We start from the raw sequence: 15,533 nt of genomic DNA on the forward strand, positions 1-15,533 counted from the left end.
GCAGACATGATCCCGCTGGTTTCCCCGCCGTCGCCGGCGGCCCCTCCGGCCGGCCCCCTGATCCCTTCGACGCTCCCGCCCCTGACGACGGCCCTGACCCGGCTGCCCGGACTGCGTCCCGTCCGGCCGCAGCTGTGGCTGGTGGCCACCGAGGCCCATCAGGACGCCGTCACCCGGTACGCGCCCCTCGTCCTGGCCACCGAGGAACTGGCCCGCGCCGAGGAGTTCCGCCGCTCGGGCGACCGCGCCACCTACCTGTGCGCGCACGTCGGGCTGCGCCGCCTGCTCGGCGCCCACCTGGGCGTCGCGCCCCGCACCGTGTCGGTGGCGCGGGCGCCGTGCCCCTGCTGCGGCGAGCCGCACGGACGGCCCGTACTGCCCGACGGGCGGCTGCACTTCTCGCTCTCGCACTGCGAGGGGCTGAGTCTCATCGCCGTCGCCTCCACCCCCGTCGGCGTGGACATCGAGCGGGTGCCGGCGCCCCACACGGTCACGGAGGCCGCGGAGGTCCTCCACCCGGCCGAGGCGGCGGAACTCGCCGCCCTCGCCCCGGCCCTCCGCCCCGCCGCGTTCGCCCGCGCCTGGACGCGAAAGGAGGCCTACCTCAAGGGAATCGGCACAGGCCTGGGCGCCGACCCGTCCGCCGAGTACGTGGGCGCCGGCCCCCTGCCCTCCGCACCGCCCGGCTGGTTCCTGGCGGACGTCACCGTCCCCGACGGCCACCACGCCGCCGTCGCGCTCCGCCGGTGAGCAACACCGGCCCCGGGAAAGGCCCCCGGGGCCGGCGGCCGCACCGCGTGGCGACCGTGTGTTCCATCGCCGACACGAGCGAGTGATCATTCGCCGTGATCGCCGCCGAGGGGCGGGAACGGCCGCACGACGCACCTAGACTCCCCGCACATGTCGCTCTGGCTCCTCAATCACTTCAGCACCTTCACCCTGGCCGTGGTCACCGTCGGCGGGACCGTCCTCCTCGCGGTGGCCGGCAGCGTGCTCCTCCGCCGCAGGTACCCGTCGCTGGCCAGGGGGGAGCACAACGACATGGTCGGGGTGACCCTGGGGATGTTCGGCGCGATCTACGGGATCATCCTCGCCTTCGTCATCGTCACCCTCTGGACCCAGCTGGACAGCACGCAGACGATCGTCGCCAGCGAGGCCACCGACGCCGCGCTCATCGCCCGCGACGCCGCCGCCTTCCCGCCCGCGGTCCACGCCGACCTCGACACGGCGCTCAGCGGCTACGTCCACGCGGTCGTCGAGGACCAGTGGCCCCGCATGCGCGCCGGGCAGCCGAGCTACGGGGCCACGGAGGGGCACCTGCGGGCCGCCTTCACCGTCCTCCAGGCGTACGACCCGAAGTCCTCGCGCGAAGAGGTCTTCTACGAGGAGGCCGTCACCCACCTCAACGACGTCGCCGCCCAGCGCCGTGCCCGCCTGAACATGGCCCAGCAGGAACTCCCGCCGCTCCTCCAGGTCCTGGCGTTCGGCGGCGCCGTCGTCCTCGTGCCCCTCACCTTCCTCTACGGAATGCGCAAGCTCAGGATCCAGCTCCTCTTCGTCGCCTCGGTCGCCGCCCTCATCGGTTTCAGCCTGCTCCTGGTCTTCGTCCTCGACCGCCCCTTCGCCGGCGAACTGAGCGTGAGCCCGGCCCCGTACCGGGAGGGAGCGCTCGCCCAGTACTGGGAGCAGTGAGCGACGCCGGGTCAGGAGTGGTCGACGACCACCTTGCCGAAGGAGGTTCCGCCGGCGTAGTGGCGGTAGGCGTCGACGGCCTCGTCGAAGGGGAAGACGCGGTCGACGACGGGCCGGAGCCCGTGCTTCTCGATGAAGGCGTTCATGGCGGTGAACTGGGCCCGGCTGCCGACCGCCACGCTGCGGACGGTGGCGCCGGAGGCGAAGAGGGCCTGGGGGTCGAGCGGCGGGGCGGTCCTGCCCGTGAAGCCGACGCAGGCGATGGTGCCGGCCAGGGCGACGGCGCGGACGGACTCGTGGAGCAGCCCGGCGACGTCGACGACGCGGTCGGCGCCCCGGCCGCCGGTGAGGGCGCGGACCTCGCCGGCCCAGTCGGGGGTGGCCCTGTAGTCGACGACGGCGTCGGCGCCCAGCTCGCGCAGGCGCGCGGCCTTGGCGGGGCCTCCGGTCGTGGCGATCACGCGCGCGCCGAGCGCCGCGGCGAACTGGAGGGCGAAGAGGGAGACGCCGCCCGAGCCCTGCACGACGACGGTGTCGCCGGGGCGGACCCCGGCCCCGTCGCCGGTCAGCGCGTTCCACGCCGTAACGGCCACACAGGGGAGGGTGGCGGCCTCCGCGTACGTCAGGTGCGCGGGAACGGTCACGAGCGAGTCCGCGTCGACGAGAGCGAACTCGGTGAGCATGCCGTCCAGCGAGCCGCCGCGCTGCGCGAGGTGCTCGACGGCGAACGGGCCGTCCTGCCAGGACGGGAAGAGCGTGGCGGCGACGCGGTCCCCGACCCGTACCGCGTCGACGCCCGGTCCGACCCCGACCACCTCTCCGGCCCCGTCCGAGACGGGGACGACGTCCGGCTTCACCGGGAGGACGTAGGTCCCGTCGAGCACCATGAGCTCACGGAAGCTCAGGGACGTCGCGCGCACGGCCACCAGGGCCTGGCCGGGACCGGGCGTGGGGACGTCGTGCTCGCGGACGGTGAGACCGGACAGTCCGGCCCCGCTGTGCGACAGGTGGTAGCTCCGCATCGGTCGTGCCCTTCGTAAGAGGTGGGTGGGGCGGGTCGTTTCGCCGGGCATCACGCGTCGGCGGACTGGGCGGCCAGCGGGACCTCCCCCGCGGTCTTGCTGAAGCCGAGCGCCTCGACGATCCGGCCGTCCGTCACCCGCATGACGTTGACGCCCTGCACCCACTGGTCGGGGCCGTCCCCGAAGCGGTAGGTCCACACGATCGTCGCGCGGTCGCCCGCCACGATCACCTCCTGCGGGGTGAACCGCGCGGTGCGGTCGTCGACGAGGGCCGACCACCACTCCGTACACGCCTCGCCCCCGAGGACCCGCTCCCCGCGCGGCGCGGGCTGGACGCTCTCCATGACGCAGTCCTCGGCGATCAGGTCGGTCAGGAGGCCGGCCTCGCGGTCGGTGAACGCGCGGTTGAAACGGTCGATGACTTCGGCGGTGGTGCGTACGGACATGGACGCCTCCTCAGAAGAGATAGACCAGTCGGTCTACGAGGTAAAGAGATAGACCGGTTGATCTACCGTGTCAAGTGCTGCAGAATCGAGGCATGAGTACTTCCGTGAAGCCCGGACCCCGCGAGCGACTCCTGCTCGCCGCACAGGAGTTGACCTACAGTCAGGGAGTCGGTATCGGCGTGGACGCCCTGCTGAAGGAGGCCGGCGTCGCCCGCCGCTCGCTGTACGAGCACTTCGGCGGCAAGGACGGGCTCATCGCCGAAGTGCTGCGCCGCAGCACCGCCGAGGACGTGGAGCGGTACCGCTCCACCATGGACGCCGCGGGGGACGACCCCCGGGACCGGATCCTCGCCGTCGTCGATCGGCTCGGCGTCATCGCCGCCGACCCCGGCTTCCACGGGTGCCGGTACCTCGCCGCCGACCTCGCGCTCACGGACCCGGACCATCCCGGCCACGAGGTCACCAGGGAGTACCGGCGCACCCTCCACGGCCTGTTCGCCGAGGAGTTCACCGCCCTCGGGCATGCGCGGCCCGGCTTCGCGGCCGACCAGCTGCTCCTCCTCGTCGACGGCCTCCTCGCCACCGGTGCGACCCGCCCCGGCACCGGGCACGCCGCCGCGGCCCGCGACCTCGCCGAGCACCTCGTCGGCGCCGGCCGCGCGTGACGAGGCGGTATCAGTTCCGCTGATGGGAGGTGAAGCGGACCGCGTTGGACGTGATCGCGGCCGCGGCTCCAGGATGGCCGCATGACCGTCACCTCTGCCATCGCCTCCTTCGCCGTAGTGGCGGGGATGCTGACCATCATGCCGGGCCTCGACACCGCTCTGGTGCTGCGCTCCGCCATCACCCTGGGCCGGAGCCGGGCCTTCGCGACGGCCCTGGGGATCCTCTGCGGTGTGCTCGTGTGGGGTGTGGCCGCCGCGGTCGGCGCCTCGGCGGTGCTCACGGCGTCCCGACTGCTGTACGACGCGCTGCGCCTGGCCGGTGCCGGGTACCTGGCGTGGCTGGGGATCGGCATGATCCGCCGGGTGCTCAAGGAGCGCGGCCGGACCGGGGCGGGGGACGCGGCGGACGGGGCGGAAGCCACGGCCGCGGAGGCGACGTGGGTGCGGTGCTGGGCGCGCGGGGTGGGCACCAGCCTGCTGAACCCGAAGAACGGCGTCTTCTACATGGCGATGCTGCCCCAGTTCATCCCCGCTGACGCCCCGCACCTGCTGATGGGCGTCGTCCTGGCGACCGTGCACGACCTGGAGGGGCTGGTCTGGTTCAGCGCCCTGATCTTCGGCACCCAGCTCGTCCGCCGCTGGCTGAACCGCGCCTCGGTGCGGCGGGGCATCGACGCGATCACCGGCACGGTGCTCGTCGGCTTCGGCATCAAGCTGGCGCTCGGAGACACCTGAGCGCGGCCCGGCCCCGGGGCCCTCTCCGTCGGGGAGGCCCCGGGGCCGGAGCGGCGCGCGTCCATGAGCCCGTCGGGTGTCGCGGCTCAGCGGTCGTAGCGGCCGGTGTCGATCTCCCAGCGGTGGTAGCCGGAGATCCAGGCGGCGAGGCCGTCGACGTACCGGTCGGCGGCCTCGCGGGCGGCCGGGGCGAGGCCGAGGAGCTCGCAGATCTCGGGGACCTCGGACGACAGCTCCACGAAGCGGTCGACCATCGCCTGGGCCTCGCGCATCACCTGGGCCGCCGCGTCCTCGGGGGTGCCGCCGCGCTCCTCGCGGACGATCATCACCAGGTTGGCGACGTCGCCACGGGCGAGCTCCTGGGCGTACGAGTGCACGTCGTTGGTGAACGACGGTATGTCGGCGGCCAGTTGGCGCATCCGGCGGAAGGACGGATGGTGCAGGACCTCCTGCGGGAGCTCGAACCGGTTGAGCCGCTCGACCATGTCGAAGAGGGTCTCCATGGCGGCCGTGCCCCGGCGGAGCGCCAGATAGCCCTCCCGGTCCGGGAGCCGTCCGGAGAGCCGGCCGGCGGCCTCGGCAGGGTGGCATGCGAAGTACCACTCCCAGTTGTAGGCGGACCGGGCCCGCCAGCGGGCCGACATGCCGCGCGCGCTGCGTTCCCAGAGGTCGACGAAGGCCTGCTCGACGGGGGTACGGGCGTCGGGCGCGGGGCCGTCCCCGTACAGAAGGCCCGTCAGGCGGCGGCATATCTCCGCCACTTGCGCGGGCGACCGGCCGAGCTCCGAGTCGAACCCGTCGTCGAAGAGGAAGTAGAAGCCGAGGAGGTCCGCGGCGAGGGCGAGCTCCTCGGCGGGGGAGTCCGGGCTGGTGAACGCGGCGAGCCGGGGCACGTCCCACTTGTCGTACGCGGGCAGGGTGATGGCGGCGGTGAGTCCCTCGTTGCGGAGGAGCCAGTGCCGGTGGAGCTGCGCGACGGCTGCCTGGTTCGGATTGCCGCGAGGCGGAAACGGCAGGTCGAGCATGATCGCGTTGGACATTGGCCCCCCAGGTTCTGAGCCCGGGTGATCCCGTGACGCCCCGGGCGCGATCGAAGAGTACTTGAATTGATCATCAACTGCCGGGTAGGTCAAGAGGATTGCTTTCCAGCCATGGAACAAGTGCATCCGGATCGGCCGGAGTCGGGGAGGCTTCGGGCGGGTTTGGGCGCGACTGTCTGATATCCGCCGGCCGGGTCGACGCGGCCGCTCCCTCGTGTCGGTCACGCGTTCCATCGTTCGTTGCGGAGGGTGGTTCGGCCCCCGTCCGCGCCACCCGTGGACGGGGGAGCGCGTTGGGGTTGCCGTGACGCCTGGTGCAGTGACGGTTCTGCACCCGGGACCTGCGGGTTCTGTACCGACTCGCGATCTTGGCGGGTCGGTGGCGAGAGCGAAGATCTGGAGGATGCCCGGTGCCGGAGATGTGGAATCGGGGCGAGGGGCACGACGCCCGGTTCGTGGACCGCTTCCGGGGCGGTCACGCCCTGGTCGGACGTGACGGGGAGCTCGCCGCGCTCCGGTCCGCCGTCGCCGGGCACCGGCTCGTCACCGTGACCGGGGCGGCCGGGACGGGGAAGAGCCGCCTGGCCCTGGCCGCCGTCACGGCCCCCGCCGACGGCCCCTCGCACACGGTGGTCCGGGTGCGGTGGCACGACGCGATCCCCGTGGGCCGCCGGGCGCTGACGGCACGGGTCGCCCGGGCACTCGACGCCGCCGACCCGCCCCGGGACCCGGCAGGCACGGACCCCACCGGCGAGGTGCTGCTCTTCCTGGACGACGTCGACCCCGTGCACACGGAATGCATCGGCCTGGTCCAGACCCTCCTGATCGCCCGGCCGACCGTACGGGTCCTGGTGACCGCGCGGCGGCCGCTCGGGCTCGGCGACGAGAAGGCGATCCGACTGGGACCCCTGCCCGTGGAGGCGCCACCCGGTCAGACCGGTCCGTCCCCCGCGGCGGAGCTCCTGGTCTCCCGCGCACGGGAACGCGGATGGAGCGAGGAGGCCGACCCGGCGGCCGTGGCCCGGGTGTGCCGGCTCCTGGAAGGCGTACCCCTGGCCCTCGAACTGGCCGCGGGCCGACTGGGGGAGTGGACGATGACGGAGCTGGCCGCCCACCTCGAATCCGGCCAGTGCCGGCTCGCCGACCCGGCCCCGCTCCTGCTGCGGCACCGCACGCTGCGCACCTCCATCGGGGCCGTGCACGCCCTGTGCGAACCGGCGCAGCGCAGGGTCTGGCGCCGGCTCAGCGTCTTCACCGGGCCCTTCACGGAGGCGGCGGCGGTGTTCGTGTGCGCGGGCTCCGACCTCGCGCCCCACGAGGTGCCCCCCGCCCTGGCGACGCTGAGCGCCACGGGCGTGCTCCACGTGTCCGGGGACGCGGGCGCGGTGCGCCCGCCGCGCTACCGCATGGCCCGGGCCGCCCGCGACTTCGGTACGGAACGGCTCGCGGCGGCGGGCGAACTTCCCGTCACGAGGGACCGGCACGCCGCCCACTTCCGCGGCGCGGCGGCCGTCGCCGAGACCCTGTGGAGCAGCGGCCTCCAGCGACAGGCGCTCCAGACCGTCCAGGACGAGCACGACGACCTGATGGCGCTCGTGCACCGCGCCGGGGACGGGACCGGCCATGCCGAGACGGCCCTGGAGACCGTGCTGCACCTCTGGTTCTGGTGGGCGGTGCGCGACCACGCCCGGGAAGGCAGCGACCACCTCCGCGCACTGCTGCCCCGGCTGCCCGCCGACAGCCCGCTCGTGGCACAAGGCCGATGGCTCGCGGCCTGGCTCAGCGCGGGATGGGACCCCGGCACGGCACACCACCTGCTGTCCCTCGCCTGGCCGGCGGCCGTACTCGCCGGCGACGACGCCCTCATCGGCCGCATCGCCCATGTCCACGGCACCCTGGCGTGGCAGCGACGGGACCCCGGAGCGGCCGCCGCGTACTACCGACAGGCGGCGGACACCACGCCCGACGGCGCCCCCGGAGGCCCGTCGCCCGCGGTCAGCCTCGCCGCCCTGGCCGTGGTCCAGGCCCACCACACCCCCGCCGCGGCGGCCCGCACTGCCCGCCGGGCCCTCGCGCAGCCGGACTGCGCGAACGACGCCTGGGCCACGGCGCTGGCCCACTACGCCCGCGCCTTCGCCGACCACCGCGCCGGACGCACCGGCCGCGCCCGGCACCGGGCCCACCACGCCCTGGCCGACCTCGAAGCCCGGCTCGACGCACCCCAGGCCCACCGGGCCCTGCGCCTCCTCCTCGCGGCCCTGGACCTCGCCGCGACGACGGCCGGCGCCCCCGTGCCCCACCACCGTCCGCACGTCCCCGTGCCCCGCGACGGGGCGCAGACCCCGCCGACGCCGGCGAGCCTGGCCCAGCGCTGACCGCCCGGGCCGAAGGACAGCCGAAAGAAAGCCGAAAGAAATCCGGACGGCGATGTCGAGAAGCGGTGTCCGGCTCCGTCCCCGGTGTGAGAGCGGCCAGAATGAGCCGCACCGGCACCGAGGAGAACATCATGGCCAAGTACCTGCTGCTGAAGCACTACCGCGGCGCCCCGTGCCCGGACGGCTTCGTGCCCATGGACCAGTGGACCCCGGAGGAGATCTCGGCCCACGTGCGGTACATGCACGACTTCGCCGCCGAGCTGGAGAAGACCGGAGAGTTCGTCGACGCCCAGGGACTCGCCCCCGAGGGGGTCTGGGTCCGCTACGACGGCGAGGGCCGCCCGCCGGTCACCGACGGCCCCTTCGCCGAGACCAAGGACCTCATCGCCGGCTGGATGGTGATCGACGTCGACACCTACGAGCGCGCCCTCGAACTCGCCGGGCAACTCTCGGCCGCCCCCGGGGCCGGCGGGAAGCCGATCCACGAGTGGCTCGAACTGCGCCCGCTCATGGCCGCGCCGCCCACCATCACGGAGTGACCGATCCCATGGACGAGGCCCTGCTCCGCAGCCTCACGCCGAGCGTCCTCGCCGTCCTCGTCCGCCGCGGAGCCGACTTCGCGGCGGCCGAGGACGCCGTGCAGGACGCCCTGCTGGAGGCCGTCCGCGTCTGGCCCGCCGATCCTCCCCGGGACCCGAAGGGCTGGCTGGTCACCGCGGCCTGGCGCAAGTTCCTGGACGCGACCCGCTCCGACACCGCCCGGCGCCGGCGCGAGGACCTCTTCGAGGAGGAGCCCGCGCCCGGCCCCGCGCCCTCCGCGGACGACACGCTCCAGCTGTACTTCCTCTGCGCCCACCCCTCGCTGACGCCGTCGTCGGCGGTCGCGCTCACCCTGCGCGCCGTCGGCGGCCTCACCACCCGCCAGATCGCCCAGGCCTACCTGGTGCCCGAGGCGACCATGGCGCAGCGCATCAGCCGGGCCAAGCGCACCCTCTCCGGCAATGGGGTCTCCCCTGCTCGAGCGAAGCCGAGAGCTCGGGGAAGGCTCGACCGCCCGGGCGACGTCGCCACCGTGCTCCGCGTCCTCTACCTGGTCTTCAACGAGGGCTACTCGGGCGACGTCGACCTGGCCGCCGAGGCCATCCGGCTCACCCGGCAGCTCGCGGCCGCCATCGACCACCCGGAGGTCGCGGGGCTCCTCGCCCTCATGCTGCTCCACCACGCCCGGCGCGCCGCCCGGATCGCGCCCGACGGCAGCCTGGTGCCGCTCGCCGAGCAGGACCGCGGCCGCTGGGACACCCGGGCGATCGCCGAGGGCGTCGAGATCCTCCAGACGGCCCTCGCCCGCGACCGCCTCGGCGAGTTCCAGGCCCAGGCCGCCATCGCCGCGCTCCACGCCGACGCCCCCAGGGCCGAGGAGACCGACTGGGTGCAGATCGTCGAGTGGTACGACGAGCTCGCGCGCCTGACCGACAGTCCGGTCGTCCGCCTCAACCGCGCGGTCGCCGTCGGCGAGGCCGACGGACCGCACGCCGGCCTGGCGGAGCTCGCGCGACTGGACGCCTCCCTGCCCCGGTACACGGCGGTGGCGGCGTACCTCCACGAACGCGCCGGCGATCCGGCGACGGCGGCGCGGCTGTACGCCGAGGCGGCGAAGAAGGCCACCGACGCCCTCGAACGCGACCACCTGACCCGCCAGGCCGCCCGCCTCAACACCCGCCTGCGTCACTGACTCCCCACCGGTCCCGGAGGACGTCGAGCACGACCGGAACGCGCCGTACAAAGCGTCGGAAACCATCGGCTTCCCCCTGTCGCCGGGAACCGGCCGTGGCGAGAATCTGTCCCTGTGGAGGAAGGCCGCCACGGCCGGTTCCGAGGGGGGACGGGGATGAGCGCATGGGTGGTCCCGGGCTACACGGAGTCCCGGGAGCTGGGCGCGGGCGGCAGCGGACGCGTGGCGCTGGCAGTCCACGACGCGACCGGAGCGCCGGTGGCCGTGAAGTACCTGAGCGAGCGGCTCCGCGCGGACGAGTCCTTCGTCCGCGGATTCCGCTCCGAGGCCCGGCTCCTCGGCGCCCTCGACAGCCCGCACGTCGTGGCGCTCCACGAGTACGTCGAGGCGCCCCGGGGAGCTGCCATCGTCATGGAGCTCGTGGACGGCGTCGCCCTGCGCGCCCTCCTCGCCCGGGAGGGCGCGACCGGACCCGAGGCCGCCCTCACGGTCCTCAAGGGCTCGCTCCTCGGCCTCGCCGCCGCTCACCGGGCGGGCGTCGTCCACCGCGACTACAAGCCCGAGAACGTCCTCGTCGCCGCCGACGGATCCTCCAAACTCGTCGACTTCGGGATCGCGGCCGGACGCGACAGCCGCCCCGGCATCGCCGGGACGCCCGCCTACATGGCGCCCGAGCAGTGGAACGGCGCCCCCGCCTCGCCCGCGGCCGACGTCTACGCGGCGACCGCCACGTTCTTCGAGTGCCTCACCGGACGCAAACCCTTCACGGGGGACAACGTCGCCGAACTCGCCCTCCAGCACCTGGAGGCACCCGTCCCCGACGGACAGGCACCGGAGCCGCTGCGCCCGCTCATCCGCCGAGGCCTCGCCAAGGCCCCGCACGAACGACCGGAGAACGCCGACGCGTTCGTCGGCGAACTGGAGTCGGTCGCCACGGCCGCGTACGGACCGGACTGGGAGGAGCGGGGCCGAGGCCGCCTCGCGGCCCTCGCCGCACTCCTGCCGCTCCTCTTCCCCTCCTCCGGCGGTACGGCCACGGGCACGACCGCGCTCGCCACGACGACCCTGACCGGACCACCATCAAGCCCCTGGCGGAGACTCCTCCGCGGCCTCCCGGCGGGCGCCGCCGCGCTCGCCCTGGCCCTGCTGCTCGCCCTCGCCGCCCAGGCCGGGGCAGAGAGGACGGACGGCGACGAGACCGCCCAGGCCTTCGCGACGACGAACACCTCACCGAGCGGGAGCCCACCGCCCCCGAGCCCGCCCCCGACGCGCACACCGACACCGACTCCGCCCCCGACGCCCCCGGAACCCTCCGCCTCCCCGGACACCCCGGAACCCCCACCGGCGACCGACCCGACGACCACACCCACGACGACACCCACGCCCACCACCACGACCGGACAGACACCCCCGCCCACGGCTCCCCCCACCACCCCGCCCCCCACCACCACTCCACCGACCACACCCCCGACGACGCCGCCGCCCGTCACGGTCACGGACGTCTCCGTCACCAGCCTGCGCCAGACCGGGCCGACGGACGCCGAGGCCACCGTCGAGATCACGACGGACGGAACAGGCCCGCTGACACTCCTCGTCGAGTGGTTCACCAGCGACGAGAAGGGCTCGCCGGGCACACCCGACGGCTCCGAGACCCTGAGGCGCGAAGGAGCGGGCCACTACACCCTCACGCTCCCGCACGCGGTCCGGGGCGCCGGCTGCTACTGGGGAGTGCGCGCGACCACGGACCCGGCCGCCGCGAACGGCGGTTCCCTGCAACAGACCTTCATCCGACGGTGTGTGATCACGTGAACGACGACGCCTACAGCGCCACCGAACTGGGCAGCCACTGGTTCGAGGGCCCGAGCCCCGACCCGACGCCCGACCGCGTGGAGGGCGAAGTGCTGCGCTTCGGGCCGGGGGTGACCGCGGCCGCCGCACGACGCGCCGCGAACACCCCCACGGCGGCCCAGATCTGGCACGGCACCCTGCCCGGCGCCCCACCACCCCGCGGCCCCCGCCCCCGACGGCCGCTCCGGTACGCGCCCGCGGCCGTGATCCTGCTCGCCGTCCTGGCCCTCCTCGCCTGGCGCGCGTACGGCCCCCGGGTCTCCGTCCGGGACGTCGCGGTCACCGCACCCGAAGCGCCGCTCGGCTGCGACGGCACGGCGAACGTGACGGGCGTCGTCCGCACCGACGGCCGCCCCGGCTCCCTCACGTACCACTGGGAACGCAGCGACGGCACCCGCTCCGCACCCCTCCGTGAAACCCTGACCCGCGGTCAGGAGGAGGCCCGGCTCCACCTCCTGTGGACCTTCCAGGGCCCCGGCACCCACCACGCCGTGGCGCGCCTCGTGATCACGTCCCCCACCCCCCACACGGCCGAGGGCACGTTCACGTACCGCTGCGAGTGAGGCCGGTACAAGGACCGCGCCGGAGCCGAGAGGGCTCCGGCGCGGCTTCCGTCAGGGCCCGGGCCCCGGGGTGCCGATGGTCAGGACACGACGCGCAGGTGGGTGGGCCAGCCGAAGTCGGGGCGGTCGAAGAGCCGGAACATCTTCTTGATGTCGTCGGGGCTCAGCTTCACGCAGCCGTTGGACTTGTAGTCGCGGACGCCGTCCCAGCGGCGGGCCTCGGTGCGGCCCTGGGTGCCGTCGCGGTTCATCTCCGAGTGGATGAGCATCTCCGTCCGGGTCACCGTGCCCTTGGAGCACTTCATGTCCTGGAGGTAGGCGGCGTAGCCCTTGACGAGGTCGCCGTTGTACGTGCGGGACTTGAGCTTGATCTTCCAGGTGCCGTTCGGCAGCCAGCCCCTGGCGCGCGCACAGTCGTCCTTGACGCCGATGCCCGATCCGGCACGGTAGACGGCCCACAGCTTGTGCTCCTTGCCCTTGTAGACCAGGAGCCGCGAGTCGGTGGGGTCCTTCGGGTTCTTGTCGAAGACCAGGGTCGTCGGTCCGGCCGGCGCCGCCGCGGGGGCGGTCCCCTGGGCGACGGAGGCCGGCGCCAGGGCCAGGGCGGTCGCCAGGACCCCGGCGATCACGGTGCCGCGGAGGTGCTGTCCGTTGCTGCTCATGCGTCTCCCTCGTGCTTTCCGCACGGCTCGGTGCCTCCGGGCCGTGCATGGATGGGCGGCGGGCCGGAACGAGCACCCGGAGGGGGCGCCTCACCGAGGGGGCGGGCTGTCCGGGAGCGTCGGCCGCCGAACCAGAATCACCGGGCCGGCAGGGTGCGGGAAGACGATCCGGGCCGCTTGCCGAGGCGCATCTATGCAGCCTGTATGACGGGGCTCTGACCTCCGGTTATGTCCGGGGCATGTCTCGGTGCATGAGGGCGGAGCGCATGGCGGCGGTGGTGGGGGCGCCGCCCTCCTCACACGGAGGCGGAGGGCAGCGGGCTCGGGTTCCGCTGGTAGGGCGGTGCCTTGACGGGCGGGAGCTGCTCCACCAGCAGGGCCAGCCAGGTGTCGACCGGCGCCTTGCCCGCGGGGACGGCACCGGCCGCACCCCCGGCCGTGGCCCTGTGCTCCCGGGCGGAGAGCCGTCCGTCGACGGCCATCCCCGCGGTGAACGCCAGCACCATGGCCGCCGTGAGCAGGACGGGCCGGAGCCACCGGGACCGCTGCCGCCGGCCGGGACCATCGACACCGTCCGCAACCGACCGCTCGTCCCGGTCGGCATCGGGCGCGGAAGACCCGTGCCCCCCACCATCCGCCTGTACGGGGTTCTCCTCGGGGCCCTCCACCGTCCGCTGACGCCCGCTCTCCCGCAGCGCGGCCCGGCACAACGCCCGCGCCCGGTCGAGTTCCGCCGCAGGCGCGCGCAACTGGGCGTGCAGCGTCTCCACCACCCTCAAGGGCGCGGTCGACAGGTGCTTCGGGTTCAGATAGCGCGACAACGTGGTCTGATCGATGCCCAGCCGCGTGGCCAGCGCCTGCTGCGTCGGCCGCGTACCCCCCGTCGAACCGCCGGCCTCCTCCCACCACCGGCGCAACACCCGCGCCAACTCCTCCGCCGCACCCTGCTGCCGGTCCCGGCCTCCGTTCTGTCCCTGCTCCATATACCTGTCCCTCCTTGCCGACATGCGGAACAGCCGGCCTCCGCAGCGCCTGCGTGGCGGCATAACAGCAGGTCAGGTCTGTACATGACGACAGGCGCCGCCGTATCGGCCTCAGCGGCGCCGATCGTAACGACGGGGTCCCGCCCTCCGGGAAGGGCAGAGTCGGGTTCACTCGTACGAGTGTGTGGTCCGTGCGTTGCCGGGGCGTCGGCTCACCCGCAGGAGGGGTGGGGCGCACACCGAGGTCTCAGCGCAGAGCCCGCGTGACGATCCGTTCCATCAGCGCCTCCGGCAGAGCCGGGTTCTCCGCGGCGGCGCGGGCGAGTTCGCCTTCGGGGTCGTCGAGCATCGACTCCAGGACCGGAACCGGGAGAGCCGGGTGGGCCGCCGCGTAGTGCCGTACGTCCGGGTCCTCGGCCGCCAGGCAGAGCAGCAGCGTCTCGGGGCGGGAGGCAGGGTGGCGGGCGATGTCCCGCAGCACGCGACGGCCGGTGGCCGCCTCGGCCGCCATGCGGTGCAACAGGGCGGCGGGGCAGTCCGGGTGGCGGGCGAGGGCGCTGAAGACGGGCGGCCCGTGCCGTTCCACCAGTGCGGTGAGCGTGTCGGGGTCCAGTTCCGGGCGGGCCGCGATCCGCCGGGCCACCCCGGGGTCCGGGTCGGCGGCGAGCCGTGCGAGGAGGTCGCCCGGCAGCCGGGAGCGGTCGGCGACGAGCGCTCTGACCTGCGCCACTCGACTGGCGGCGAGAGTGCGGAGTTCGGCCTCTGTGGCGGATTCGATGCGGGGCGCCGGCTCGTCGGGCAGCCGTTCGTGTGCGACGACGGCGATGAGCAGATCGAGCGGGACGGCCGGGTTCTCGGCGAGGGCCCGGCGGACCTCCGGATCGGCGTCAGCGGCGAGCGTACGCAGCAGGGCTTCGGGGGCAGCGGGGTTGGCGGCGACCACGGCGCGGACGTCGGCGGTGGGATGTCCGGCGAGCCGGTCGAGGAAAGCGGTCGGCAGATCGGTGCGGGCGGCGAACGTCGTGACCGTCCCGACCTCGGGAGCGTCCAGGAACGCGGCGAGTCCCGAGGGCGGCACGGCCGGGTGGCGGGCTGCCGCCAGCCGGATGCGCCGGACGCCGGGCGTGTGGTCGGGGCAGGCCGTCTCGCGCGGGTGGCAGGCGCCGCAGCGGGTCGGGGCCGGGTGACCGCCGTCGGCGAGGAGGGCGGAGAGCAGCTCGGCGGGCGCGTCCTCGTTCTCGGCGACGGCCTCGCGTACGACGGTGCTGGGGTGGCGGGCGAGACCGTGGAGCAGCTCGGGCGGGAGCCGTGGGTTTCCGGCGGCGCCCACCACGACCTTCGGGTCCGCGTCGTGGGCGAGTGCGGCGACGATCCCGGTGGGCGCGTCGAGCTCGTAGGCGACCTCCTGCCGCACCCCCGGGTCGGGATCGGTGGCGGCCTCCCACCAGACGGCGGGCGGGGCGACTCCGCCGATCACCGCGTCCAGTGCCCGTCCGGGATGGTCTTCGGGCACGTCGGGCCAGGGCACCAGCCCGCTTCGTACCAGATACCTGGTGAGCGGCGGGTCGCCGACGGCGAGCAGTGCTCCCGCCTGAGAGGTGGTCAGGCGCTCGCGCCCGGCCAGTGCGTACAGGACGTCCTCGTCGTCGCTCGCCACGAGCCGGGCGAACAGGTCGTCCGTGAGAGCCGGGTTGTCGGCCAGCCCCAGCAGTGCGTCGCGCACACGATCCTCCCCGTGGTCCACCCGATGGAACAGTAAGGGCGGCCGGT

At 74.2% G+C, this 15,533-nt stretch carries 15 protein-coding genes; 9 read left to right on the forward strand and 6 right to left on the reverse strand.

What is annotated here, in order from left to right:
• Positions 1–6: 6 nt before the first annotated feature.
• Positions 7–750: a 4'-phosphopantetheinyl transferase family protein gene (locus ACH4TP_RS28755; protein WP_398439502.1), complete on the forward strand. Its 744-nt coding sequence runs from the start codon at positions 7–9 to the stop codon at positions 748–750.
• A 150-nt stretch (positions 751–900) separates the two neighbouring features.
• On the forward strand, positions 901–1,692 hold the full coding sequence (locus tag ACH4TP_RS28760) for a DUF4239 domain-containing protein (protein ID WP_389235037.1): 792 nt from the start codon (positions 901–903) through the stop codon (positions 1,690–1,692).
• A gap of 11 nt (positions 1,693–1,703) precedes the next feature.
• Here the strand turns inward: ACH4TP_RS28760 and ACH4TP_RS28765 are convergent, their stop codons facing one another.
• On the reverse strand, positions 1,704–2,714 hold the full coding sequence (locus ACH4TP_RS28765) for an NAD(P)-dependent alcohol dehydrogenase (RefSeq protein WP_398183505.1): 1,011 nt from the start codon (positions 2,712–2,714) through the stop codon (positions 1,704–1,706).
• Positions 2,715–2,764: 50 nt separating this feature from the next.
• Positions 2,765–3,160: a nuclear transport factor 2 family protein gene (locus ACH4TP_RS28770; RefSeq protein WP_398439503.1), complete on the reverse strand. Its 396-nt coding sequence runs from the start codon at positions 3,158–3,160 to the stop codon at positions 2,765–2,767.
• A gap of 92 nt (positions 3,161–3,252) precedes the next feature.
• Between ACH4TP_RS28770 and ACH4TP_RS28775 the strand changes: the two genes are divergently transcribed.
• Together ACH4TP_RS28775 and ACH4TP_RS28780 are read left to right on the forward strand one after the other, a co-directional pair.
• The gene (locus ACH4TP_RS28775) at positions 3,253–3,825 is read left to right on the forward strand and encodes a TetR/AcrR family transcriptional regulator (RefSeq protein WP_398439504.1); all 573 of its coding nucleotides are present in this window, start codon (positions 3,253–3,255) and stop codon (positions 3,823–3,825) included.
• An 81-nt stretch (positions 3,826–3,906) separates the two neighbouring features.
• Positions 3,907–4,560, forward strand: coding sequence for a LysE family translocator (locus ACH4TP_RS28780; RefSeq protein ID WP_398183496.1), 654 nt, complete (start codon positions 3,907–3,909; stop codon positions 4,558–4,560).
• Between the two features lie 86 nt (positions 4,561–4,646).
• Here ACH4TP_RS28780 and ACH4TP_RS28785 read toward each other — a convergent pair whose 3' ends face one another.
• Positions 4,647–5,600 (reverse strand): terpene cyclase, encoded by a 954-nt coding sequence (locus ACH4TP_RS28785; protein WP_389235052.1) that lies wholly within the window; start codon positions 5,598–5,600, stop codon positions 4,647–4,649.
• A 419-nt stretch (positions 5,601–6,019) separates the two neighbouring features.
• On the opposite strand from ACH4TP_RS28785, the gene ACH4TP_RS28790 reads away from it, so the two are divergent.
• The 5 genes from ACH4TP_RS28790 to ACH4TP_RS28810 all read left to right on the forward strand — a co-directional run bounded on the left by ACH4TP_RS28790 (position 6,020) and on the right by ACH4TP_RS28810 (position 12,118).
• Entirely contained in the window at positions 6,020–7,975 is a 1,956-nt protein-coding gene (locus ACH4TP_RS28790) for an ATP-binding protein (RefSeq protein WP_398439673.1), read from the forward strand.
• 131 nt (positions 7,976–8,106) lie between these two features.
• Positions 8,107–8,514, forward strand: a complete 408-nt coding sequence (locus ACH4TP_RS28795) for a YciI family protein (protein WP_389235480.1) — start codon at positions 8,107–8,109, stop codon at positions 8,512–8,514.
• Positions 8,515–8,522: 8 nt separating this feature from the next.
• Entirely contained in the window at positions 8,523–9,707 is a 1,185-nt protein-coding gene (locus tag ACH4TP_RS28800; protein WP_398183574.1) for an RNA polymerase sigma factor, read from the forward strand.
• Between the two features lie 156 nt (positions 9,708–9,863).
• Complete coding sequence (locus ACH4TP_RS28805) at positions 9,864–11,516, forward strand: serine/threonine-protein kinase (RefSeq protein ID WP_398439505.1); 1,653 nt, start codon at positions 9,864–9,866, stop codon at positions 11,514–11,516.
• The gene (locus tag ACH4TP_RS28810; protein WP_389235058.1) at positions 11,513–12,118 is read left to right on the forward strand and encodes a hypothetical protein; all 606 of its coding nucleotides are present in this window, start codon (positions 11,513–11,515) and stop codon (positions 12,116–12,118) included. Before ACH4TP_RS28805 ends, ACH4TP_RS28810 begins: the two co-directional genes overlap by 4 nt.
• A gap of 80 nt (positions 12,119–12,198) precedes the next feature.
• Here the strand turns inward: ACH4TP_RS28810 and ACH4TP_RS28815 are convergent, their stop codons facing one another.
• The 3 genes from ACH4TP_RS28815 to ACH4TP_RS28825 form a co-directional block, all read right to left on the reverse strand.
• Positions 12,199–12,780 carry a L,D-transpeptidase family protein gene (locus ACH4TP_RS28815; protein WP_398439506.1) on the reverse strand — a complete coding sequence of 194 codons (582 nt, stop codon included), beginning with the start codon at positions 12,778–12,780 and terminating at the stop codon, positions 12,199–12,201.
• A gap of 296 nt (positions 12,781–13,076) precedes the next feature.
• Complete coding sequence (locus ACH4TP_RS28820; protein ID WP_398439507.1) at positions 13,077–13,763, reverse strand: hypothetical protein; 687 nt, start codon at positions 13,761–13,763, stop codon at positions 13,077–13,079.
• Positions 13,764–14,010: 247 nt separating this feature from the next.
• Positions 14,011–15,486: a hypothetical protein gene (locus ACH4TP_RS28825; RefSeq protein ID WP_398439508.1), complete on the reverse strand. Its 1,476-nt coding sequence runs from the start codon at positions 15,484–15,486 to the stop codon at positions 14,011–14,013.
• Positions 15,487–15,533 lie beyond the last annotated feature (47 nt).

It is taken from the genome of Streptomyces sp. NPDC021012, from assembly GCF_044333355.1.
In the GTDB taxonomy this organism is placed as follows: domain Bacteria; phylum Actinomycetota; class Actinomycetes; order Streptomycetales; family Streptomycetaceae; genus Streptomyces.

Coding starts and splice junctions, on each gene's coding strand:
- ACH4TP_RS28765 (WP_398183505.1), bottom strand. CDS start 2,714: ATGCGGAGCTACCACCTGTCGCACAGCGGGGCCGGACTGTCCGGTCTC.
- ACH4TP_RS28815 (WP_398439506.1), bottom strand. CDS start 12,780: ATGAGCAGCAACGGACAGCACCTCCGCGGCACCGTGATCGCCGGGGTC.
- ACH4TP_RS28800 (WP_398183574.1), top strand. CDS start 8,523: ATGGACGAGGCCCTGCTCCGCAGCCTCACGCCGAGCGTCCTCGCCGTC.
- ACH4TP_RS28820 (WP_398439507.1), bottom strand. CDS start 13,763: ATGGAGCAGGGACAGAACGGAGGCCGGGACCGGCAGCAGGGTGCGGCG.
- ACH4TP_RS28795 (WP_389235480.1), top strand. CDS start 8,107: ATGGCCAAGTACCTGCTGCTGAAGCACTACCGCGGCGCCCCGTGCCCG.
- ACH4TP_RS28760 (WP_389235037.1), top strand. CDS start 901: ATGTCGCTCTGGCTCCTCAATCACTTCAGCACCTTCACCCTGGCCGTG.
- ACH4TP_RS28805 (WP_398439505.1), top strand. CDS start 9,864: ATGAGCGCATGGGTGGTCCCGGGCTACACGGAGTCCCGGGAGCTGGGC.
- ACH4TP_RS28755 (WP_398439502.1), top strand. CDS start 7: ATGATCCCGCTGGTTTCCCCGCCGTCGCCGGCGGCCCCTCCGGCCGGC.
- ACH4TP_RS28775 (WP_398439504.1), top strand. CDS start 3,253: ATGAGTACTTCCGTGAAGCCCGGACCCCGCGAGCGACTCCTGCTCGCC.
- ACH4TP_RS28785 (WP_389235052.1), bottom strand. CDS start 5,600: ATGTCCAACGCGATCATGCTCGACCTGCCGTTTCCGCCTCGCGGCAAT.
- ACH4TP_RS28790 (WP_398439673.1), top strand. CDS start 6,020: ATGTGGAATCGGGGCGAGGGGCACGACGCCCGGTTCGTGGACCGCTTC.
- ACH4TP_RS28770 (WP_398439503.1), bottom strand. CDS start 3,160: ATGTCCGTACGCACCACCGCCGAAGTCATCGACCGTTTCAACCGCGCG.
- ACH4TP_RS28780 (WP_398183496.1), top strand. CDS start 3,907: ATGACCGTCACCTCTGCCATCGCCTCCTTCGCCGTAGTGGCGGGGATG.